Below are 20,607 nucleotides of genomic sequence, written 5' to 3'. Positions count from 1 at the left end.
TATTTTACGCAGCTTGCAACATGGCGCCATAACAGTCACCCTGTTGTAACCAACGCCATATAAAAAATTGAAAATCGAGATCGGAATGAGCACGACCTCCAAGACCCCGCTGCTGGATACCATCAACACCCCTGACGAGCTGCGCAAATTGCAGCCTGCCCAGATGAAGCAGGTGGCAGACGAATTGCGCGCCGAGGTGATTGATGCCGTATCGGTCACCGGCGGCCATCTTGGCGCCGGGCTTGGTGTGGTCGAACTGACCGTTGCGATCCATTACCTGTTTGATACGCCCCATGATCGCGTGATCTGGGATGTCGGTCATCAGTGCTATCCGCATAAAATCCTGACCGGGCGTCGTGATCGTATCCGCACGATCCGTCAGGGCGGCGGATTATCCGGTTTCACCAAGAGGTCCGAGTCTGAATATGATCCGTTCGGGGCCGGGCATAGCTCCACCTCGATCTCGGCCGGGCTTGGGATGGCGGTTGCCAACCAGCTGTCGGACGACAAACGCAAGAACGTGATTGCGGTCATTGGTGACGGATCGATGAGTGCGGGCATGGCCTATGAGGCGATGAACAATGCCGCTGCCACCGATCAGCGCCTGATCGTGATCCTGAACGATAACGACATGTCGATTGCCCCGCCGGTGGGATCGATGTCGGGTTATCTGTCGCGCCTGATTTCGGGCAAGGGTTATCAGGGGCTTCGCAATGCGGCCAAGGGCCTGACCAAGCATCTGCCGCGCCAGATCGAAGAAGCCGCGCGCAAGCTTGAAGAATATACCCGTGGCATGGTGACCGGCGGGACCCTGTTTGAAGAAATGGGCTTCTTCTATGTCGGGCCGATTGATGGTCACAACATGGATCATCTGTTGCCGGTTTTGAAAAACGTTCGCGATGCCGATGTTGATGGTCCGATTCTGATCCATGCCGTTACCCAAAAAGGCAAGGGCTACGGCCCGGCGGAAAACGCCGCCGACAAATACCATGGCGTTGCCAAGTTTGACGTCGTCACCGGCAAGCAGGCCAAGCCGACCCCGAACGCGCCAAGCTATACCAAGGTGTATGGCGAAACGCTGGTCAAGCTGGCCGAGAAGGACGAGAAAGTTACCGCCATCACCGCCGCCATGCCGTCGGGCACGGGCGTGAATATCTTTGCTGATCATTTCCCCGATCGTGCCTTTGACGTCGGGATTGCCGAACAGCATGCGGTGACCTTTGCCGCCGGGATGGCGTGCGAAGGGTACAAACCGTTCTGCACGCTTTATTCGACCTTCCTGCAGCGTGGCTATGACCAGGTCGTACATGATGTCGCGATCCAGAACCTGCCTGTGCGTTTCGCCATGGACCGTGCCGGTCTGGTCGGTGCCGACGGGGCGACCCATGCCGGGGCGTATGACATTGCGTATCTCGGCTGCCTTCCGAACTTTGTTCTGATGGCCGCAGCCGATGAGGCGGAACTGGTGCATATGACCACGACCGCCTGGGCAATTGATGATCGACCATCTGCGTTCCGCTATCCGCGCGGCGAGGGTGTTGGCGTTGAAATGCCAGCTGAGGGCAAAGTCCTTGAGATTGGTAAGGGTCGCATTCTGCGTGAAGGCGGCAAGATTGCCATCCTGTCCTATGGCACGCGTCTGGCCGAGGCGATGCTTGCTGCCGAAGACCTGGCTGCACGGGGCTTGCCTGCAACGGTTGCCGATGCGCGCTTTGCCAAGCCGCTGGATCACGAATTGATTGCCGATCTGGCACGCAATCATGAAGTCCTGATCACCATCGAAGAAGGTTCGATCAACGGCTTTGGCGCAATGGTTCTGCAGCATATGGCAGGGCAGGGATTGCTTGATAACGGCCTTAAGATCCGCACCATGGCGTTGCCTGATGCGTTGATTGATCATGACAAGCCGGAAATCCAGTACGAGAAGGCCGGGCTTGATGCCAAGGCCATCGTCAAGACCGCGCTTGGCGCGCTTGGCATGAGCGAGAGCAAGGCACGCGCCTGATCCTTTCGCCGGATAAATCCAAGACATTGAAAAGCAGTATGACCGGACGGTTGTGCTGCTTTTATCTTGTCAGGATATCGGATTGGAAGCTGTCTTCGGGCGGGATGTGACCGGCCTTGAACAGGCGGTCCTGACAGACCCGGTTGAAGTAAAACCCGACGCGGGTCTCAAACAGGGATGATGTGGACAGTTCAAGCTTTTCTCGGATGTCGGCAGGAAACGAGAGATAGCTGATATTATCTGCCTGTGCGTAATCAACACGATGTTTCAGCAAAAGATCGATGCCCTGTTGCATGCTTTCGACCTCCACAACATCAATCCCGGCATCCTTGAGTCGTCTGTGAAAATCGGTTTTGATGTTTGAGCGCAGGATGGTGATGCTTTTGCCGCGCAATTCATTAAGGCTGTCCCAGGTGAAGGGGCCTGAAATTTCGGGTTTGCGTTCGCGCAACAGACCAAGCCGGATGTTGCCTTCCATCAGCGGGACAAAGACGGCCTCGACCTCTTTGGAAATGGGCGGATAGGTCGTCAGGCACCAGTCGCCATCATGAACGATTTTCTGTGCGCGCGCCGGCGGGATGAAACGCGGATGGATCATGGTGTCAAAATGCAGCTTGGCGTAGGTATCCATCAGCTCGTAGATCGGGCCAAAGTTCGCAAGCTTTTCGCCAATCAGCGGTGGATAATCAATCGCCAGAACGACAATGGTGTTTGCCTCGTCCGTGGTTTCGGTTTCTGCATCTGCCGGTGACGCCATGCCGATTGCAGCCGCAATCAGGAGGGCCGCAAGACTTATCCCGGAAAGTGAGTGGCGAACAGAACGACATCCCCGAAGCCAGTGTTTCAGGTGGTCATGTTTTTGCGTGTTGGAGCCTTGCCCGTGCTGCACGTCTGCTCCTGACCGAATGGATAGTGAAATTCACATCGCATATACGGATGGTAGTGCAGAAGAACAAGGGGCGTCAAATCGCAAGTGATTCAGGCGAAGACGCCCCAAGACGACCTAGTCGACATAAATCATCTTGTGGGTCATGCCGCCATCAATGCGCATGGTTTCGCCGGTCATGAAGCCGGACATATCAGGATCCAGCAGGAAACTGACGGCTTGGGCGATGTCTTTGGGTGTGCCCACCCGGCCCACAGGATGCTGGGATTTGTCCGCATCACTGTGATCGGGGTCGGTTTTGTTGGCCTTTTTCTGCCAGTCACCGACTTCAATCCAGCCCGGGGCAATGGCATTGACCCGGACATCACCGGCAAGGCTGACGGCAAGGGCATGGGTCAGGGCGACGATGCCGCCTTTGGATGCGGCGTAGGATTCCGTATTGGCCTCTGACTGAAAAGCGCGGGTGGAGGCGATATTGACAATCGCGCCCTTGGTCGCACCCAGATGCTGTGTCGCGTGTTTGGTGGCAAGGAACACACCACCCAGATTGACATTGATCACGCGTTGCCACTGATCCCATTCAAGGTCTTCGACACCCGGTGCATGCGGATCGGCAATGCCGGCATTGTTGATCAGGCCATCAATCCGGCCAAACCGGTCAAAGCATTGCTGCACGGCAAGTTTGATGTCGGCCTCGGTCGCGACGTCGCCCTTAAGGAACAGGGTGCGGTCGCGTTCATCGTCTGTCAGGCTTGCAAGTGCCTCTTCGCCCGCATCGACATCAAGATCAAACATCGCGACCTTCCAGCCAAGACCGAGAAGATGCTTTGAAATGCCAAGACCCAAACCCTGGGCCCCACCGGTGACAAAGGCCACGCGCGGTGCTTGTGCGGACGGATGTAGCATGTCTGCCCCATGTGTTGTGATGCAAGGTCAGGTGGATACCCGACCCATAAGGAACGTTCGGGAAATGGTCTTGTTCGCGCGAAATTGCAAGGCGAAGCGATCAGGCGGCTGTTATGCCGTTTTCAAGCCGATCCAGCAAGGCATGGACAAAACCTTCCTGCCGATCGTCAAGACCGCGCCGGGAGGCGAGCTTTTGCAGGGCCTCGGTCGCCTCGATATGCAGGCGGTAATGGCCGGGATCCTGATCAATGCGCGTGGTTTGTTGTGCGCTGTCACCAAAGACCATGGCGTGACACAGTCCTGCATCGGCCGAGGTGAAGGCGCGGCAGGTCAGCGGGCGAAGTTCATAGATGCTGCAACGATCATCGGTATCGAGAAGCGGGCAGCGTGCGCGGACTTCGCTGGTTTTCGTAAATTGCTCGATCTCGGTCGCAGCAGTCCTGAGCTGATCGAGCAGGGCCAGCTTTTGCGGTTCGGAAAAGTTTGCCTGAATGTGGGCGGCGATCAGGTCGGTAACGCCGGGCGGGACACTGACAAACAGGTGGCAACAGGCACTGCATTGATCGCGACACGCTCGTGGGGCCGGGTTGGGGAAGCTTTGGCGCAGAAGGGTGGATGCCTGTTCCAGCATGGCCATTGTGGCCCGGGCGGCGTCGGCAAGCGTGTCTGCCGCATCAAGGGTGCGGTCAAGCTCCGTTCGGAAATCACCAAACATCTGCTCGTAACGACGGGATGCCTCGGCGGTCAGGGCACCGGTCTGGGCGATGTTGTGCGAAATCCGGTCTATGGCGTCATCAAGCTTCGTCATCAATGCCAGTTACTCTCGTTCTGGTATGTCGGACTAGCCTGCAGCGTGCTCGTTATTGTTTTTCTAATTTAGCATCTTTGACGTTAGTTCCCTAACAATTACATAACCTTATACGTCAGTTCAATTTGGTGCAGTTGACGCAAAAAAAACCGGCCAGATAAATCCGGCCGGGAAGTCGGGTCGAAAAGACCCGTGGGTGCTGCGGGTTAGGCAGCGGGAGTTTTGGCTGCAACGCGTTATGCAGCAGGGGAGGTAAAGGTATCCTCGTATTCCTTCCGCAACTGGGCCTTCTGGATTTTGCCCATGGTGTTGCGCGGCAGTTCCTTGATCACCCAGATACGCTTGGGCACCTTGAATTTCGCAAGCTTGTCCTGGGTGCGTTTGATGATGGCTTCAGGGTCGGCCTGATCGCCATTGGCAGCCACAATCACACCGGCAACGGCTTCGCCGAAGTCGGGATGGGGCAGGCCAAAGATCGCGACTTCGTCAACCTCGTCATACTCGGCGATGACTTCTTCGACTTCCTTGGGATAGACGTTAAAGCCACCGGAAATGATCAGGTCCTTGTCGCGGCCAACGATGGTGACATAACCGTCTTCGCCAATGGTTGCGAGATCACCGGTGATAAAGAACCCATCAGAGCGGAACTCGGACGCGGTTTTTTCCGGCATCTGCCAGTAGCCTTTGAAAACGTTCGGGCCACGGACTTCCAGTACGCCGATTTCACCAGCACCCAGAACATTGCCATCCTTGTCACACACGCGTGCCTCGATCCCCGGCAGGGTCGGACCAACAGCACCCGGACGGCGTTCACCATCAAGCGGGTTGGAGGTGTTCATGCAGGTTTCGGTCATGCCATAGCGTTCAAGGATCTTGTGACCGGTACGTTCAAAGAACGCATCATGGGTTTCCGCCAGAAGCGGGGCGGAGCCCGAAACGAACAACCGCATGTTAGCGGTAACATCCTTGTTAAACTGCGGATGAGAAAGCAGGCGGGTATAGAAGGTCGGAACACCCATCAGCACGGTTGATTGCGGCAGGCGTTCAATCACGTCGTCTGCATCGAACTTCGGAAGCAGGATCACCTTGCCCCCATTCATCAACATGATGTTGATGGCCACAAACAGACCATGGGTGTGGAACAGCGGCAGGGCATGCAGCAACGTATCACCCGGCTTGAAGCCCCATGCCTGATGCAGGGTCTTGGCGTTTGAGCCCAGATTGTTATGGGTCAGCATCGCGCCCTTGGAGCGGCCCGTCGTGCCCGATGTATAAAGGATCGCAGCAACGTCGTCCTTGTCGGCCGCGACAATGTCGGTCATGGCGGAGGCATTGGCGGCCTCGTCATTCAGGCTGCCATCGCCGTTTGAGCCGAGCGACAGGACGGCCGCAACATCATTCTTGTGACCGAGTTCCTTGGCCGCATCGATATGCGCCGGACGGCAGACAAAGACGCGCGGCGCGGCATCACCAAGGAAATAGGCGATTTCATCACCGGTATAGGCGGTGTTAAGCGGCAGGTGAATGGCACCAAGCTGCAGGCAGGCAAGATAAAGCGCGATCACATCTGATGATTTGTCGACCTGGGCGGCGACACGGTCGCCCTTGACCACACCGTGGGCGGCAAGGACGGATGCATAGCGCCCCGTGTGATCAAGAAGCCAGGCGAAGCTGCGCTCCGTACCATCGCGTTCGATCAGGAAAGTGCGGGATTTGTCGGCCGGAAAACGGTCCAGAAATGTTTGAAGAAGATTATCTGACATGGTCATACCTGTTTAAATTCCGGCAAGCTGTGCGACGGATTTCGATGTGGCGATCTTTCCGTCATTCATCAGTGCTTCGTGGTTTTTCTCGATATCATCAAGGTGATAGGCGTAATTCACCATCATGCCGCCAGCCTGACGAAGGCCCTTGTCCGACGTATCGCCAAGCCAGTTGAGGCGTTCAAGCTGTGCACCATTGCCCAGATGGAACCGCGCGGTGGGGTCGAGCGGTGATTTGCCGCGTTTGCAGGTCGCAAGATAGGTCGCACACAGTGCTAAGGTCGGCTTTTTGAGGTTCGCGACCTTGACCGGATCATTGACCCAGTCATCTTCGCTCAGCCCTTCAAGGACCTGACCGGCAAGATCGGCATCGTCGGCCTTGCTTTTCTGACGGGTGCGCAACCAGCCCATGAAGCCCGGAATGGGCGACAGGGTGGCAAACTGTTTGAGTTGCGGGAATTCGCGTTTGAGTTCCTCGACCACCTGTTTGATCAGGAAGTTGCCAAAGGAAATCCCCTTGAGCCCGGCCTGACAGTTGCTGATCGAATAGAAGATCGCAGTGTTGGCGGTTTCCGGTGCCTTTTCGTCAATTTCCGGGGCCAAAAGCGCCTGAACGCTATCGGCCAGGCCATGGACCAGCGCGACCTCAACAAAGATCAGCGGATCATCCGGGATCGCCGGATGGAAGAAGGCAAAGCATTTCCGGTCGGTCGCCAGACGGCGGCGCAGATCTTCCCAGCCCTGAATTTCATGCACCGCTTCATAGCGGATCAGTTTTTCAAGGATGGCTGCCGAGGTGTCCCAGTCGATATGACGCAGTTCAAGGAAACCACGGTTGAACCAACTGGTCAGCAGATGCTGCATATCGGCATTAAGCGGTTCAAGATCGCGATTGTTCTTGAGAAGCCCGATCAGGGTTTCCCGCATATCGACAATCGCACGCGTACCACCCGGTGCCATGTTGATCTTGCGCAGGAGTTCCTGACGGACCGGCTCCGACGTTTGGGTCAGAACCGCAAGGTTGGCTTCCGACGGATCCTTGGCAAAGGCCTCGGCCGCCTTGGAAACCTTGGTGCGGTCTGCACTGAAGTCGTTCTGCATCATCTGGAAGAAGGCCAGATGGTCATCTTCCGGCAGGTTTTCCCAAAGACGAACCACTTCGCGGGCAACCGCGGTACCACGTGCCTCACCCTTCTGCGAGACAAGGTCCTTGCACATGGCACCGAGCTGCTTGAGCGGCTCCTGCGGGGTCGAGATCGGCAGATCAAGCAGTTCACGACCACGGTCGGCAATGCTTGAAAGCCAGCTTTTGACAGACATGCCTGACATTAGCGTCCTCCGATGATGGTTTCCGGAAGCCAGGTGGCGATCTGCGGGAAGAAGCACAGAATGACGATTGCCGCGATCATGCACATCACATAGGGGAACGCGCCCTTAAGGATGCTTTGCAGACGGATGTCCGGGGCAATGCCATTGATCACATAAAGGTTCAAACCAACCGGCGGGGTGATCAGGCCGATTTCCATATTGATCGTCAGGATCACGGCAAACCAGTAGGGATCGAAACCGGCATTGATGATCACCGGCAGCAGGATCGGTGCGCTCATCAGGATCACGGCAACCGGCGGCAGGAAGAAGCCACTGATCAGCAGGAACACATTGATGAAGCCCATCAGGACCCAGCGGTTGACCTCAAGGGCTGAAATCCACTGTGCAATCGACTGGGTAATGAACAGCGATGACAGCATGTAGCTGAACAGGCCCGCAGCCCCGATGATGAGAAGGATCATCACCGATTCCTTGGTGGTGTCACGCATGACGTTCCAGATCTGGCCCGGTTTCCACATGCGATAAACGATCATCGCCGTGATCAGGCAGAACAGCGCACCCACACCAGCCGTCTCGGACGGGGTGGCAACACCGCCATAAAGGGCGAATAGAACCGCACCAATGATGACAAGGAAGGGCAGGACGCGCGGAAGGATTTCAAACTTTTCCTTCCAGCTGTATTTGATCACGCCAAGGGCAGCCTGGGCATTGCCCTGACGCCAGGTCGAATAAAGCGACCATGCCATGAACAGTGCCGTTACCAGCAGGCCCGGCAGCAGACCGGCCAGGAACAGACGCCCGATCGAGGTTTCCGTCGAGATGCCATAGACAATCATGGTGACACTTGGCGGGATCAGAATGCCAAGCGTACCGCCAGCTGCGATCGAACCGGCTGCAACCGTATCGGGGAAGCCGCGTTCGCGCATGGCCGGAATGCCCATCTTGCCAATCGCGGCACAGGTCGCAGGCGACGAGCCTGACAGGGCAGAGAAGATGGCGCAAGCACCAAGGTTTGAAATCACAAGCCCGCCCGGAACACGCGTCAGCCAGCGATCGAGAACCGAGTAAAGGTCACCACCTGCACGCGAGGATGCAACGACCGCCCCCATCAGGATGAACATCGGGATGGCAAGGACTTCGAAGCTTTCGAGTTTACCAAACAGGATTTCAGGCAGAAGCGGCAGCGATCCGGTGCCATCAAAGATGATGATGAAGCCGACGCTGACCAGAAGAAGGCCCATACCGACCGGAATGCCGGAGAAAAGAACGAGTGTGGTTGCGATGCCAACGATGGCCGCAAGAAGCAAGGGATCCATGGTGCGGCCTCCTTAATAGATTTCGTCGTGAATATCGAACGGGGTCGATCTGCGGGTAACAAGGGCCAGGAAGTCGGCAAAGAACTGCAGGAACAGCAGGCCGAACCCGATTGGCAACGCGGTATAGGGTTTCCAGAGCGCAACCGCCCAGATGGTCTCGGACAGCCAGCCGCCTTCATAGGCTTCGATCACCAGTTCCAGACCATAGAAGCCAAACAGGGCGCTGATCGCCATGCCGCAGGCAAGGGTCAGGATGGCAAGCGTCATGCGTGCGCCACGCTTGAGATACATCGGGAAGAGGTCGACATTGACGTGACCGCGCAGCAGCTGGACATAAGGCAAACCAACCAGCGTTGCGCCGATCATCAGGAAGATCACGGCTTCGGTCTGCCAGACAGTTGATTCGTTCAGCACATAGCGCATGAAGACCAACTGACAGATGATCAGCATGGCAATGCCAAACATGCTTGCCGATGCAATGCCGCAAATGCGCGACAGGAAATGAATGGTAGCAATCACCCCATCAAGCGGGCCCTTCGGCGCTTGCGACCGGTTTGCGGCCATGGCGTGTTGATGGTCGATCGGCTCGACATCAGGCGGGGGAGGCATATCTGATTTAACGGAATGCGACGCACTTGGTGTCTGCGTGAACTCGTCAGGCAGATCAATCGGAAGTGGGTGCGGGGACATGGCGTTCGACACGCGCGTTCTCCTCTGACGGAACCGTATTGGTCTGTTTATTTATATTTTTGGGAAATGGGGTGGTGCCGGAAGCGCCGGCACCACCATCACTTCGCGTCAAGAGTCGATCACTTGACCGCAAGTGCCATATCAAGAAGTTCCTGACCGTTCGGGGTCTCTTCAACGAACTTCTTGTAAGAGGTTTCCTTGGCAAGGTTCTGCCATGCAGCGAAATCGTCATCGCTCAGATCAGCGATTTCAACACCGTTTTCCTTGAAAACGTCGATGCTGTCAGAGTCCTGCTTGCGGCCTTCGGTGGTGTAGTACTCTTCGGCCTTTTTCGCAGCAGCAGCCAGGGCTTCTTTCTGTGCGTCATTGAGCTTGTCGTAGCTCTTCTTCGACATCAGAACCGGCTGATACATGAACCAAAGGGCATTGCCAGCCGCCGGGGTGTAGCATTTTACCTGTTCGTAGATACGATAGGACACGAAGCTCGATGAGCTGGTGTTGGTCGCATCAAGAACGCCGGTCTGCATGGCCGGATAGATTTCCGAGCTCGGCATTGCGGCGATGGATGCACCGGCACCTTCAAGCATCTGCTCGAACGACTTGCCAGCTGCACGGATCTGCAGGCCTTTTACGTCTTCCGGCTTGTGGATGCAGCCCTTGGTCGAGGCAAAGCCACCAGCCAGCCAGCCCTTGGCAACCGTTACAACACCTTCTTCGTTCAGGAGTTCTTCGATTTTACCCATGAACGGGGATTCGTTGATGCGGTTGGCGTGGTCATGGTTTTTAACCAGTGCCGGCATCAGGGTCAGGTTCGCAGCCGGAACGCGACCACCGGCATAAGCCAGCGGATACACGATCATGTCGAGCTGGCCACGTGTCATCGGGGTCCACTGTTCTTTTGCCTTGAACAGGGAACCGGACGGGAAGATCTGGATTTCCAGATCAACATTTGCGGCTTTGACTTCATCGGCAACGATCTGTGCAACCTTGTGACGGATGTCGCTGGTCGACCACTGGTGAGACAGCTTGAGAGTCTCGGCACCAGCAGATGCGGACATGCCAAAGGCAGCAACAGACATGGAGATAGCGGCGACGGACGCCGTAAGAGTCTTTTTGAAAATCTTCATCTTTTCCTCCCGGATGAAGCATGCGTTTTAAGTGCATTGTGACGGCTTTTGCGCGTCTTTTTATTGATGCGGTCTTCGCATTGGTTAAAAGCGTTACAGATTTCTGGCATGCTGTCTATGCAATTTTGTATACCAGAAAGGCATTTTGCAGTGCCACAAATCCGCGCCCTAGTATTTGCGGCAATGTCCGGGAAAACTGCGGGTGAACTTTTGCGATGCAGCAGGAAATCCCCGCAAAGCAGCATCGAAAAGGCTTTGATTGGTACCAGAATATGTGTTCTGGTATACCAGTAGGGGATGATGAATGAGGGCGCACATGTCGCAAAACGGAAAGCTTGCCACCGATCTGGTCCAGAAACTTGAACGCGATATCGTGACCGGTGTGCTCAAGCCCGGCGACAAACTCGATGAGCGTTCCTTAAGCGAGCGTTTTGGCGTATCGCGTACGCCGGTTCGTGAAGCACTTCAAACCCTTGCCGGGTCGGGGCTGGTTGCGACCATGCCGCGCCGGGGCACCATTGTGGCCTCTATCACCGTTGCCGAATTGATCGAGATGTTTGAAGTCATGGCCGAGTTGGAGGCCATGTGTGCACGTCTGGCGGCGCGCCGTATGCCACGCGTGGATATCGACAACCTGATTGCGCTATCGGATGAATGCAACGCGCTTAAGGATCATGCGGATGCCGATGCCTATTACGAGGCCAATGTCCGCTTCCACGAGGCGATCTATGCCGGATGCCGAAACAGCTTCCTTGAACGCCAGACCAAGAATGTCCGCAACCGGCTGGCACCGTATCGTCGCTTACAGCTGCATCGCCCCGGGCGTTTGAAGACATCCAATAATGAACATGCCGATATCCTCAGCGCCATTTCCAATGGCGAGGCGGATACCGCTGGCAAGTTGATGCAGCAGCATGTGGCAGTTCAGGGCGAATCGCTTAATGATTTGCTTGCGATTGTGCCGCGTGGGTACCTTGAGCCGTTGGCCAGCTAATTCCCGTTTTAAACTGCGACCAAATGCGTGACCTTTTGCAGTGGGTGGGTTAAAACGCGCTCATGGCAAAGAAACGTTTGGATCAGTTGCTTGTGGAACGCGGATTGGTGGAAACCCGGTCCAAGGCGCAGGCTTTCATCATGGCAGGCAATGTCTTTAGCGGCGAGCAACGGCTCGATAAGCCGGGCATGCCGTGCAAGGAAGACATTTCCATTACGCTGCGCGGGCAGCCCCATCCGTGGGTATCACGCGGCGGCCTCAAGCTTGAAAAGGGTCTGGCTGAATTCGAGATCGATGTCACCGGTTTCATCGGTGTCGATGTCGGGGCCTCGACAGGTGGTTTTACCGATGTGTTGCTTCAGAACGGGGCGGCCAAGGTCTATGCCGTTGATGTCGGGCAGGGGCAGCTTGACTGGAAGCTGCGCAACGATGACCGCGTTGTCGTCATGGAAAAGACCAATGCGCGCCATCTGACCGAAGAACAGATCCCCGATGCCATTGATATCGTTGTGTGCGATGCAAGCTTCATCGGGCTTCGCACCGTGCTTCCGGCCAGTATGGAGCGGGTCAAGGATGGCGGCTATCTGATCGCGCTGATCAAGCCGCAATTTGAAGTCGGCAAGGAACGGGTCGGGAAAAAGGGTGTCGTCCGCGAACCGGAACTGCATCAGGAAGTCTGCGATACCATTTCCGACTGGCTGGCAAACCTTCCGGGCTGGGAGGTGCTTGGCATTACCAAAAGCCCGATCACGGGCCCAGAAGGCAATGTCGAATTTCTGATCTGCGGGCGGAAAACGGCCTGATCAGAAGGCCGATCTTCCGCCAACGATCATCAGATTACTTGCCGATTTTCTTCAGGAAGAAATCAAGGCCTGCCTGGGCGCAGTCCTGATCCTGCGGCGGGGTGCCGGAACTAACCCCGATGCCGCCAACGCATTCGCCATCGACAAAGACCGGCAGACCACCGGCAACAATCGACAGGCGGCCGCCAATTTCCGAATCAATACCATAGGCCGGTTTGCCCGGCTGTGCGGCGGCAGCGTATTCATGCGTGCCCTTGCGCGCGCCCGATGCGGTAAAGGATTTGTCCTGGGCGATGGTAGTGCTGGTGACCTTGCCGCCATCCATGCGTTCGAACGCGATCAGCACGCCTGATTCATCGGTGATCGCGATGCACATCGGAACCCCGATTTCGTTGGCACGGTTGCGCGCCCCTTCGATCAGGATATAGGCATCCTCAATGGACAGGCGTTTGATGGTCAGCATCGTACTTCTCCCGGGTGTTTATTTTAACTCGCGGCATATTACGGGCAGCGCCAAAAGCCGATCAATCAGATAAAACGGCTTTCCGTATGGTGGAAGGCACGGCGTGCCTGTCTGTCGCTCAGAAGTCCGGACGCATGATCATGAGATAAAGGGCACCTAACGGAAACAGGATGGCGATCCGACCGACCATGTTCCATAGCCTGCGGCATTTCTCGTAAGCATCCGGCATTTCGGTTTCGCCATTTGCGACGGTCTTGGCTGCGATCTTTGACATATAGATCTGAAGCGGCAAAAGCCCCGCCAGCCATAGCATTGCCGCCATGCCAAACAGACTGATGCCGTAAATCAGATAGGGCGCATCGGAAAGTGCGATGCCCGTGGCATGAAACAGCCCGATGCCACCAATGATGATCAGGACCGAGCCCAGGGTGGTGAAAGCCAGATCGGTGATGTTGATCAGGCGGCAGGCAAAGGCGATCACGACCGGGTCATTGGTGCGGTCTGCCTGAATTTTCCAGACGGCGGAGACGATGATATTGCCCAAAAACAGGATGGCGCCAAGAACGTGAATGAGTTTGACGGTTGAATATTCCATCTGAAATTCCGGTTGGTTGCAGGCAGATGCCAATAATGGATGCGGGAGTATGATCAGGTTCTACGCGCTGGCAGGGATGGTCAGATCTTCTGCCAGAAGGCCCAGAACAAAGTTTGACAGTTCCTGATCGGCGGGCGGGACGATCATGCCATCAATCACCAGCATGGCGATGCCGTGTGCACGGCTCCAGGCGGCAAGGGCGCGGTTATAGGCGGTGGCCGCTTCGGTCAGGGTCATCTCGGCCTTGCGATCAACCGAGGTGACCGCGCGCTGCAAAACGTCAAAGGCGTTATCGGCCGCATCGCGCAGTTCCGGGTATTGATCGAGTGGCGGGCGTTCTCGTCCAAAGATCAGGCGGAAATGCTGCGGGTTTTCAACGGCAAACTGCACATAGGCTGCGCCCAAAGCCATGACGCGTTCTTCATGGTTTTCCGTACTGGCGGCAGCAACTTCCAACTGTTCGGCAAACCGTTCAAAGGCGCTAATGGCGACTGCCGCCAAAATGCCATCCTTGCCGTCAAAATGGCGATAGGGGGCGGCTTCCGACACACCGGTCAGCCGTGCCAGACGCCGAAGCGACAGCCCGGCCGGGCCTTCGTCGATCAGGATGTTTTCAGCTTGTTGTAGAAGGACGTTTCGGACATCACCGTGGTGATACTTGGACATATGCGCGTATCTCGATTTTCTTATGTTAACTTCGTTAACATTAAAGCGTGACACAAACCGGCGCAAGACCAAAAATCACGTTTTTTCAAATGGATCAGGCCGCGGAACGGGGCGGGTGTTCAGGATGCACGGGTATAGCTAGATCAGGCTGATAAGCTCGGTCAGGCCAGAACGAAGTCAAACCGACCGATTTCGCCGTCACTGGCAGGATGCATGTTCATCAGAAGCGCGCTGTCAAACAGATGATCCAGCTCGTTGCGCGGTTCTTCCGGGAAATAGAGTTGTGTCGTCAGCGTCCGGCCATCGGGCGGGGTGATCTTGACGTGATAGTGCGGCGTGCGTCCGGCATATTCGGCCGGGCGGATGGTATCGAAATAATAGCGGCCTTGGGCATCAGTGCGCTGATAGCCGCGCATATTGAAACCCTGATTGTCATAACGCCCGTCAGAATCTGCATGCCAAAGATCAACAATCGCGTTGGCAATCGGCGTGCAGGCAGCATTTAGCACATACCCCAACAAGGTCACGGGCGTGCCGCCGGCCTCGGTGCGGAAGTTGCGCTTTTCTGGCGGGTTTTCGCTATAGAACGGGCCTTCGGTCATGGAGCGTGTCGGACCGATATCCTCCCCACAGGCCGGGGTGGCGAGCAGGGTTCTGTCACTGGCGAAAGCGACAGGTGAAAGAATGGTATTGCCGATCATTGCCGAGCCTGCGGCAAACCAGCCCTTGAGCGCAGACCTGCGCGACAGGCTGGATAGATCCAGAGATGTTGTCATTGGTCTTGCCTTGTTACCAACCGCATTTTGGTTTGTATTTTTTGTTATGGGGTACAGATGTGGTCGCGCGGCGAAACTACAAGGTGAGAAGACGAGAAAAATGACCGCTATCCACTAAAAAAATGCGCCACCCGGGGAAGGGGTGACGCAAGGGGTCAGGCGCTTGAAAACTGTATGCGGGATCAGGCCGGATTCTGTTCGGGCTCGGCCGGTTTTGGCTCAGGGGCCTCGGTTGGTTTCGGGGTTGTGTCCGCCGCTGGTTCTGCCGGCGGCGTTGTAGGCGCAGGGGTGTCTTCCGGTTCGCTCGACGTATCGGTTGTTGGTGTCGCGTCGGTGGTTGTCGTGTCGCTGGTGCTGTCTGCAGTGTCGCTCTCTTTGGAGGCGTCAGGGGCTGTATTTTCGTCTGTCGCGTTGGTTGATGTGGGCGCTGGCGTATCGTTCGATGCAGGTTCTTCTGCTTCCGGCTTTGGCGTGTTGTCTGCTGGCTGCTCGGCAGATTGCGCGGGCGTTGCGTTATCCGTTGCGGTGGACGTGTCGGACGTCTCATCATCGGTGCTGGTAGCGGGTGTCGTGTCGGAAGTTGCCGGAGCGTCGGTCTGGGTTGGTGCCGCTGTATCTGCGGCCGCACCCGGTTTGGCTGCCGCGCTGTCGGTTGCCGGTGTGGTAGCAGGGGAAGCTGCGGGGGCAGAAGTATCGTTTGATGCTGGTGTTTGGGCCGGCGCTTCTTTCGGCTTTGGTGCTTCTGGCTGGGCCGGGTTCAGATCGACCGAGGGCGGGGCGGGTGCTTTCTGATCATCGGGGCGGTCCGGGCGGATCAGGAATTTGTCTGCCAGCGTGTCCTTGCCGATCAGAAGCGGCTGATCAAGGCCTGTCATTTCCAGAAGGCCGATTTCGACATCGCGCTCAACACCGCCCAGTTTGATGCGCGATTTGATGACCGGCGCGTGTACGGCGGCACTCGACGCGCCGGTTTGCACATCACGATAGCCGGCAATCGGCAGAGTCAGCTTCCAGACGATGGTGCGGGCCTGAAGGGAACTGCCTTCTGCGGGCGGTGATTTGATGGTGAGCGAAAAGGAAACCGTGCCGCTGGCTTTGGTCGTATCGTCATCAGTTGTACCGGATGCGGCAGTATCTTTGCTGTTGTCGGTATCGCTTGCATCATCCGCGTCACCATCGACCGAAAGATCGCTGACAAACAGGCAGGTTTGCGGCGCTGCCCCGAGGATCATGGACGGCAGTCCCGAAATCCCCCAGTCGGGCAGGGTGACCGGTTCGTCCGAAAACAGGACGATGCGGTTTTTAAGCTGCGCGTCACTGCCGACCGTCCCGGTGGGGGCGGGCTTTTTGTTTGACGCAGCAAGTTGGATCAGGGTTTTGAGCAATATCGGGTTCATGCCCCATTGACGCGGCATAAACCCGTTTGTGACGTGAGAGGTCTACGTCTTTTTGGCCGCGCGGCTAGCGGCCGCTTTTCTCGCGCCTGCTTTACGGCGTTTTGTGATTGCGGCACGGTTTGCAGCACCTTTTAGACGGGCGCTATGATCAGGCTTTCCCTTCGTTTTTTGCCAATGATCTTGCAGCAGTCTAATGGCTTCAAGGGGATATAGACCTGCATCGTACATCCAATGATGCGTCTGGCAGAGGCGAGCAAGATTTTCGGGCCGGTTATTCGTGGGGTCCTGATCCAGATGTGCGATAGTCAAACAAGTTTTGAGCTGGAGGCCGCAAACAGCGCAGCACTTAAAGGGAAAATTTTCGTCCAGCACTGATTTCGCCTCTGCCTGATTGCGCTTGGCTTTCGGCAATTTCGTGGCGTTACTCAATGTCTGGTTCCCCTTTGTTCGTCAGCTCGGAAAATGCTTGTCCGTGTTCCAGCCTTCGCATTGTGCGCGATGGCGCAGAAGGTGGTCTGCGAGCGTGATGGCGGCCATGGCTTCGCCGACCGGAACGCCACGGATACCAACGCACGGATCGTGACGGCCCTTGGTGACGACATCGACTTCCTTGCCATAGATATCGATGCTTTTGCGCGGGGTCAGGATCGAGCTGGTCGGTTTGACGGCAAAGCGGATGACAATGTCCTGACCAGATGAAATCCCGCCAAGAATGCCACCGGCATGGTTGGAGCCAAAGACCGGCTTGCCATCGTCGCCCAGGCGCATCTCATCGGCATTTTCAATGCCGGTCAGTTCGGCGGCCTCAAAACCATTGCCAATTTCAACACCCTTGACGGCATTGATCGTCATCATTGCCTTGGCAAGATCGGCATCAAGCTTGTCATAAACCGGATCGCCCAGACCGACGGGAACGCCGGAACAGACAACCTCGATCACCGCACCAACCGACGAGCCATCCTTGCGCAGGCCATCAAGGTATTCTTCGAACACCGGCACAGCTTCGGGATCAGGGCAGAAGAACGGGTTGTTATCAACCTCATTCCAGTCCCAGTTCGCACGGTTGATTTCCTTGGTGCCCATTTTGACCAGGGCAGCACGGATTTTGATGCCATCGCCAAGTACCTTGCGGGCAATGGCGCCTGCGGCAACGCGCATCGCGGTTTCGCGCGCCGAAGAACGGCCGCCGCCGCGATAATCGCGGGTGCCGTATTTTTCCCAATAGGTGTAATCGGCATGGCCCGGGCGGAACTGGTTTTTGATCTCGCCATAATCCTTGGAACGCTGATCAACGTTTTCGATCAGAAGCCCGATCGGCGTGCCGGTGGTTTTGCCTTCGAACACGCCCGAAAGAATTTTGACCTGATCAGGTTCGCGGCGCTGGGTGGTAAAGCGCGACTGGCCGGGTTTGCGTTTTTCAAGGAATTCCTGAATGTCGGACTCGGTCAGGTCGAGCAGGGGCGGCACACCATCAACGACACAGCCAATGGCCGGGCCGTGGCTTTCGCCAAAGGTGGTGAAGCGGAAAAGTGTTCCAAAACTGTTGCCAGCCATTACCGAATTCCAGAATTCCAGGGGTAAGAAGAATAGTTCAGAGACAAATAGGGCCGCCCGATCTTTAAAGGATTTTGGGCGGCCCGGAAATAAGCGATTTTGCCGATCAGCCTTTGACGACCGAGATATCGGGCGCATCCACCTGTTTCATGCCAACGGTGTGATAACCGCAATCGACATGATGGGTTTCACCCGTGACACCGGTCGAAAGGTCGGACAGGAAATACAGGCCCGACCCACCAACGTCATCAAGGGTGACGTTACGGCGCATCGGCGAGTTGTATTCGTTCCATTTCAGGATATAGCGGAAGTCACCAATACCAGACGCGGCAAGCGTCTTCATCGGTCCAGCCGAAATCGCGTTGACGCGAATGCCATCCGGGCCAAGGTCATTGGCGAGGTATTTGACACTGGCTTCAAGGGCGGCTTTGGCGACACCCATGACGTTGTAGTGCGGCATGACCTTTTCTGCGCCGTAATAGGACAGGGTCAGCATCGAACCGCCCGCAGACATCAGCTTTTCAGCGCGCTGGGCAATTGCGGTAAAGGAATAAACCGAGATATTCATCGACATCGCGAAGTTTTCCGGCGAGGTGTCGACATAACGGCCGCGCAGTTCGTTTTTGTCGGAATAGCCGATGGCGTGCACGACAAAGTCCAGCTTGCCCCACTTTTCCTTGAGCGTCTCGAACACGGCATCCATGCTTTCCGCGTCGGTCACATCGCATGGCAGAACGATGTCGCTGCCGACAGATTCTGCAAGCGGGCGGACACGCTTTTCAAGGGCTTCGCCCTGGAAGGTAAAGGCGATCTCTGCACCGGCAGCCGCAGCTGCGCGGGCGATACCCCAAGCAATGGATTTGTCGTTGGCGACGCCCATGATCAGGCCGCGTTTACCGGCCATCAGGCCCGAAATATTGTCGGTGGACAGGCTCATATTTCCTCTCGTTCCCACGATCTCTCTCTGGCAGGTAGAGGCATTCAAAAAAAGCCGCGACCGGCCCAGAAGGCATTAGACATTTTGCGCATCCTACACAAAGCACGGCCAAGGTCAATCTGGCCTGTCATAACGCGTGCAGGCGCGCTATCTTGTTGATCAGGTGCAGTATAACCGGAAAATGCGTGGGGATAAGCGTTTAATGGCCGAAATTCAGAAATTGCTCGCTGATCGAACGGCGTTCTGGCGGTATGCCATCATGCGTTTTGTGTATGATAAATCTGTGCAACGCGCTGCTGGCCTGTCCTATACGACGCTTCTGGCGATGGTGCCGTTTCTTGCCATTGCGCTGACCGTGCTGTCGGCTTTTCCGGTGTTTGATCAGTTCAAAGACCAGATCATGGATGTGGTCCTGAACAATTTCCTGCCCGAAACCGGCGCGCAAGTGACCGATTATCTTGGCGGGTTCCTGCAAAATACCGGGCAGATGACAGCGATCGGGACGATTGTGCTGGGTCTCACGGCGGTGATGCTGCTTTCCGCCATTGAAGGCGCGATGAATGACGTGTTTCGCGTTACCAGCCCGCGCAAACTGCTTTCACGTTTGGTGGTGTTCTGGACGCTTCTGACGGTGGGGCCGATGTTGCTTGGCTTGAGCTTGTCACTGGCGTCCTACATCTTTGCCATGCGCCATCTGGTGGGCGGTGATGCGCTTGGTGCGCAGATCGGCCAGCTTACATTTCTGGCACCATTTATTTTGTCGGCGATTGCGTTTTCGTTGCTGTTTATCGGCATGCCGAACCGCTCGGTCGAGATTATTGATGGTGTGGCAGGCGGCGTTGTGGCGGCTGTTTTGTTCGAAACCCTTAAAAAGGGCTTCGCGTTTTATGTCACGACCTTTCCGACCTATCAGACGATCTATGGCGCGGTGGCGATCGTGCCGATCTTCCTGTTGTGGATGTATCTGACCTGGATCGTGATTTTGCTCGGCGCACAGGTTGCAGCGGCCCGGTCTGAATGGCGCGCGGCACGGGCGGCTGGCCTGATCCCCGATCCGCGCGGGGCGGTGCCAGGCCACATGGAACGCATCATCGCGGTACTGCGCGTTCTGGAATATCTGCAGGGGCGTTTCCATACTGCGGCCAAACCGCCGACCTATCGCAAGATGATGCGCGAAATCAAACTGGGCGGGCGCGATTTGAACTGGGCGCTGGCAGCATTACGGCGGGAAAAGCTGATTGATCGGTCGGAAAACCATCGCTGGTTGCTGTCGGGTGATCTGTCGCGGATTTCGCTGATGGATCTGATGACCCGTTTGGGATTGTTCCTCGATTACGACCGGTTGCTGGTGGTGCAGACTGATGGTGGCTGGCCGGTCGCCATGCGCGAACGTTTGATTGAGCTCGAAAAGAAACGCCAGACGGTTCTTGATGTGAAGGTCGGCGAGTTGCTTGATACCCCGCGCCCGGAAGACAAGATCCCCGAGCAGATCAAGAAAGACCCGGATGAGGACAAGACAGCGGGTATCGATCAAAAAGAGATGACCGATACCATCAGCTGATTGGCAATCACGCAAAAGAAAAAAGGCCGGA

20 protein-coding genes are annotated in these 20,607 nt (G+C 56.4%); 4 read left to right on the top strand and 16 right to left on the bottom strand.

Features of this window, described 5'->3' with window-relative positions:
* The first annotated feature begins 85 nt into the window (after nt 1-85).
* A complete protein-coding gene (gene dxs / locus CMO10_RS12705) occupies nt 86-2,005 on the top strand; it encodes a 1-deoxy-D-xylulose-5-phosphate synthase (protein WP_297022708.1) in 1,920 nt (639 codons plus the stop codon).
* Nucleotides 2,006-2,066: 61 nt separating this feature from the next.
* Here the strand turns inward: dxs and CMO10_RS12700 are convergent, their stop codons facing one another.
* The 8 genes from CMO10_RS12700 to dctP form a co-directional block, all read right to left on the bottom strand.
* Entirely contained in the window at nt 2,067-2,762 is a 696-nt protein-coding gene (locus CMO10_RS12700) for a type 2 periplasmic-binding domain-containing protein (protein WP_297022705.1), read from the bottom strand.
* A gap of 246 nt (nt 2,763-3,008) precedes the next feature.
* On the bottom strand, nt 3,009-3,797 hold the full coding sequence (locus CMO10_RS12695) for an SDR family oxidoreductase (RefSeq protein ID WP_297022702.1): 789 nt from the start codon (nt 3,795-3,797) through the stop codon (nt 3,009-3,011).
* Nucleotides 3,798-3,897: 100 nt separating this feature from the next.
* The gene (locus CMO10_RS12690; protein WP_297022700.1) at nt 3,898-4,605 is read right to left on the bottom strand and encodes a YkgJ family cysteine cluster protein; all 708 of its coding nucleotides are present in this window, start codon (nt 4,603-4,605) and stop codon (nt 3,898-3,900) included.
* A gap of 236 nt (nt 4,606-4,841) precedes the next feature.
* Complete coding sequence (locus CMO10_RS12685; protein ID WP_297022698.1) at nt 4,842-6,368, bottom strand: malonate--CoA ligase; 1,527 nt, start codon at nt 6,366-6,368, stop codon at nt 4,842-4,844.
* 12 nt (nt 6,369-6,380) lie between these two features.
* On the bottom strand, nt 6,381-7,697 hold the full coding sequence (locus CMO10_RS12680) for a malonyl-CoA decarboxylase (RefSeq protein ID WP_297022697.1): 1,317 nt from the start codon (nt 7,695-7,697) through the stop codon (nt 6,381-6,383).
* A complete protein-coding gene (locus CMO10_RS12675) occupies nt 7,697-9,013 on the bottom strand; it encodes a TRAP transporter large permease (RefSeq protein ID WP_297022695.1) in 1,317 nt (438 codons plus the stop codon). The genes CMO10_RS12680 and CMO10_RS12675 overlap by 1 nt, the downstream gene beginning before the upstream one ends.
* Before the next feature lie 12 nt (nt 9,014-9,025).
* Nucleotides 9,026-9,715: a TRAP transporter small permease gene (locus tag CMO10_RS12670; RefSeq protein ID WP_297022694.1), complete on the bottom strand. Its 690-nt coding sequence runs from the start codon at nt 9,713-9,715 to the stop codon at nt 9,026-9,028.
* 107 nt (nt 9,716-9,822) lie between these two features.
* Entirely contained in the window at nt 9,823-10,830 is a 1,008-nt protein-coding gene (gene dctP, locus CMO10_RS12665; RefSeq protein ID WP_297022692.1) for a TRAP transporter substrate-binding protein DctP, read from the bottom strand.
* Between the two features lie 316 nt (nt 10,831-11,146).
* On the opposite strand from dctP, the gene CMO10_RS12660 reads away from it, so the two are divergent.
* Nucleotides 11,147-11,824, top strand: coding sequence for a GntR family transcriptional regulator (locus CMO10_RS12660; protein ID WP_297022690.1), 678 nt, complete (start codon nt 11,147-11,149; stop codon nt 11,822-11,824).
* A gap of 62 nt (nt 11,825-11,886) precedes the next feature.
* Complete coding sequence (locus CMO10_RS12655) at nt 11,887-12,627, top strand: TlyA family RNA methyltransferase (protein WP_297022688.1); 741 nt, start codon at nt 11,887-11,889, stop codon at nt 12,625-12,627.
* Nucleotides 12,628-12,661: 34 nt separating this feature from the next.
* Here the strand turns inward: CMO10_RS12655 and CMO10_RS12650 are convergent, their stop codons facing one another.
* The 8 genes from CMO10_RS12650 to fabI form a co-directional block, all read right to left on the bottom strand.
* On the bottom strand, nt 12,662-13,090 hold the full coding sequence (locus CMO10_RS12650; RefSeq protein WP_044828513.1) for a GlcG/HbpS family heme-binding protein: 429 nt from the start codon (nt 13,088-13,090) through the stop codon (nt 12,662-12,664).
* Nucleotides 13,091-13,208: 118 nt separating this feature from the next.
* Nucleotides 13,209-13,685: a DUF2269 family protein gene (locus CMO10_RS12645; protein WP_297022685.1), complete on the bottom strand. Its 477-nt coding sequence runs from the start codon at nt 13,683-13,685 to the stop codon at nt 13,209-13,211.
* 60 nt (nt 13,686-13,745) lie between these two features.
* Nucleotides 13,746-14,351, bottom strand: a complete 606-nt coding sequence (locus CMO10_RS12640; RefSeq protein WP_297022682.1) for a TetR/AcrR family transcriptional regulator — start codon at nt 14,349-14,351, stop codon at nt 13,746-13,748.
* Nucleotides 14,352-14,512: 161 nt separating this feature from the next.
* Nucleotides 14,513-15,127 carry a dioxygenase family protein gene (locus tag CMO10_RS12635; protein ID WP_297022680.1) on the bottom strand — a complete coding sequence of 205 codons (615 nt, stop codon included), beginning with the start codon at nt 15,125-15,127 and terminating at the stop codon, nt 14,513-14,515.
* Nucleotides 15,128-15,309: 182 nt separating this feature from the next.
* Complete coding sequence (locus CMO10_RS12630) at nt 15,310-16,542, bottom strand: hypothetical protein (RefSeq protein WP_297022677.1); 1,233 nt, start codon at nt 16,540-16,542, stop codon at nt 15,310-15,312.
* Nucleotides 16,543-16,566: 24 nt separating this feature from the next.
* Nucleotides 16,567-16,953: an HNH endonuclease family protein gene (locus tag CMO10_RS12625; protein WP_297022674.1), complete on the bottom strand. Its 387-nt coding sequence runs from the start codon at nt 16,951-16,953 to the stop codon at nt 16,567-16,569.
* A 21-nt stretch (nt 16,954-16,974) separates the two neighbouring features.
* Nucleotides 16,975-18,078 carry a chorismate synthase gene (aroC, locus tag CMO10_RS12620; RefSeq protein ID WP_297022671.1) on the bottom strand — a complete coding sequence of 368 codons (1,104 nt, stop codon included), beginning with the start codon at nt 18,076-18,078 and terminating at the stop codon, nt 16,975-16,977.
* A 106-nt stretch (nt 18,079-18,184) separates the two neighbouring features.
* Nucleotides 18,185-19,015: an enoyl-ACP reductase FabI gene (fabI, locus tag CMO10_RS12615; protein WP_044828517.1), complete on the bottom strand. Its 831-nt coding sequence runs from the start codon at nt 19,013-19,015 to the stop codon at nt 18,185-18,187.
* Nucleotides 19,016-19,217: 202 nt separating this feature from the next.
* On the opposite strand from fabI, the gene CMO10_RS12610 reads away from it, so the two are divergent.
* Nucleotides 19,218-20,576, top strand: a complete 1,359-nt coding sequence (locus CMO10_RS12610) for a YihY family inner membrane protein (RefSeq protein ID WP_297022668.1) — start codon at nt 19,218-19,220, stop codon at nt 20,574-20,576.
* The last annotated feature ends 31 nt before the right edge of the window (nt 20,577-20,607 follow it).

It is taken from the genome of Thalassospira sp., from assembly GCF_002709775.1.
In the GTDB taxonomy this organism is placed as follows: domain Bacteria; phylum Pseudomonadota; class Alphaproteobacteria; order Rhodospirillales; family Thalassospiraceae; genus Thalassospira.
The sequence above is the reverse complement of the archived record's forward strand: the minus strand, read 5'-3'. Positions and strand labels throughout refer to the sequence as shown.

What these genes read in the sequence shown, in the direction of transcription:
- dxs (WP_297022708.1), top strand. Translation starts at nt 86, where the DNA reads ATGAGCACGACCTCCAAGACCCCGCTGCTGGATACCATCAACACCCCT.
- CMO10_RS12700 (WP_297022705.1), bottom strand. Translation starts at nt 2,762, where the DNA reads ATGGCGTCACCGGCAGATGCAGAAACCGAAACCACGGACGAGGCAAAC.
- CMO10_RS12695 (WP_297022702.1), bottom strand. Translation starts at nt 3,797, where the DNA reads ATGCTACATCCGTCCGCACAAGCACCGCGCGTGGCCTTTGTCACCGGT.
- CMO10_RS12690 (WP_297022700.1), bottom strand. Translation starts at nt 4,605, where the DNA reads ATGACGAAGCTTGATGACGCCATAGACCGGATTTCGCACAACATCGCC.
- CMO10_RS12685 (WP_297022698.1), bottom strand. Translation starts at nt 6,368, where the DNA reads ATGTCAGATAATCTTCTTCAAACATTTCTGGACCGTTTTCCGGCCGAC.
- CMO10_RS12680 (WP_297022697.1), bottom strand. Translation starts at nt 7,697, where the DNA reads ATGTCAGGCATGTCTGTCAAAAGCTGGCTTTCAAGCATTGCCGACCGT.
- CMO10_RS12675 (WP_297022695.1), bottom strand. Translation starts at nt 9,013, where the DNA reads ATGGATCCCTTGCTTCTTGCGGCCATCGTTGGCATCGCAACCACACTC.
- dctP (WP_297022692.1), bottom strand. Translation starts at nt 10,830, where the DNA reads ATGAAGATTTTCAAAAAGACTCTTACGGCGTCCGTCGCCGCTATCTCC.
- CMO10_RS12660 (WP_297022690.1), top strand. Translation starts at nt 11,147, where the DNA reads ATGTCGCAAAACGGAAAGCTTGCCACCGATCTGGTCCAGAAACTTGAA.
- CMO10_RS12655 (WP_297022688.1), top strand. Translation starts at nt 11,887, where the DNA reads ATGGCAAAGAAACGTTTGGATCAGTTGCTTGTGGAACGCGGATTGGTG.
- CMO10_RS12650 (WP_044828513.1), bottom strand. Translation starts at nt 13,090, where the DNA reads ATGCTGACCATCAAACGCCTGTCCATTGAGGATGCCTATATCCTGATC.
- CMO10_RS12645 (WP_297022685.1), bottom strand. Translation starts at nt 13,685, where the DNA reads ATGGAATATTCAACCGTCAAACTCATTCACGTTCTTGGCGCCATCCTG.
- CMO10_RS12640 (WP_297022682.1), bottom strand. Translation starts at nt 14,351, where the DNA reads ATGTCCAAGTATCACCACGGTGATGTCCGAAACGTCCTTCTACAACAA.
- CMO10_RS12635 (WP_297022680.1), bottom strand. Translation starts at nt 15,127, where the DNA reads ATGACAACATCTCTGGATCTATCCAGCCTGTCGCGCAGGTCTGCGCTC.
- CMO10_RS12630 (WP_297022677.1), bottom strand. Translation starts at nt 16,542, where the DNA reads ATGCCGCGTCAATGGGGCATGAACCCGATATTGCTCAAAACCCTGATC.
- aroC (WP_297022671.1), bottom strand. Translation starts at nt 18,078, where the DNA reads ATGGCTGGCAACAGTTTTGGAACACTTTTCCGCTTCACCACCTTTGGC.
- fabI (WP_044828517.1), bottom strand. Translation starts at nt 19,015, where the DNA reads ATGAGCCTGTCCACCGACAATATTTCGGGCCTGATGGCCGGTAAACGC.
- CMO10_RS12610 (WP_297022668.1), top strand. Translation starts at nt 19,218, where the DNA reads ATGGCCGAAATTCAGAAATTGCTCGCTGATCGAACGGCGTTCTGGCGG.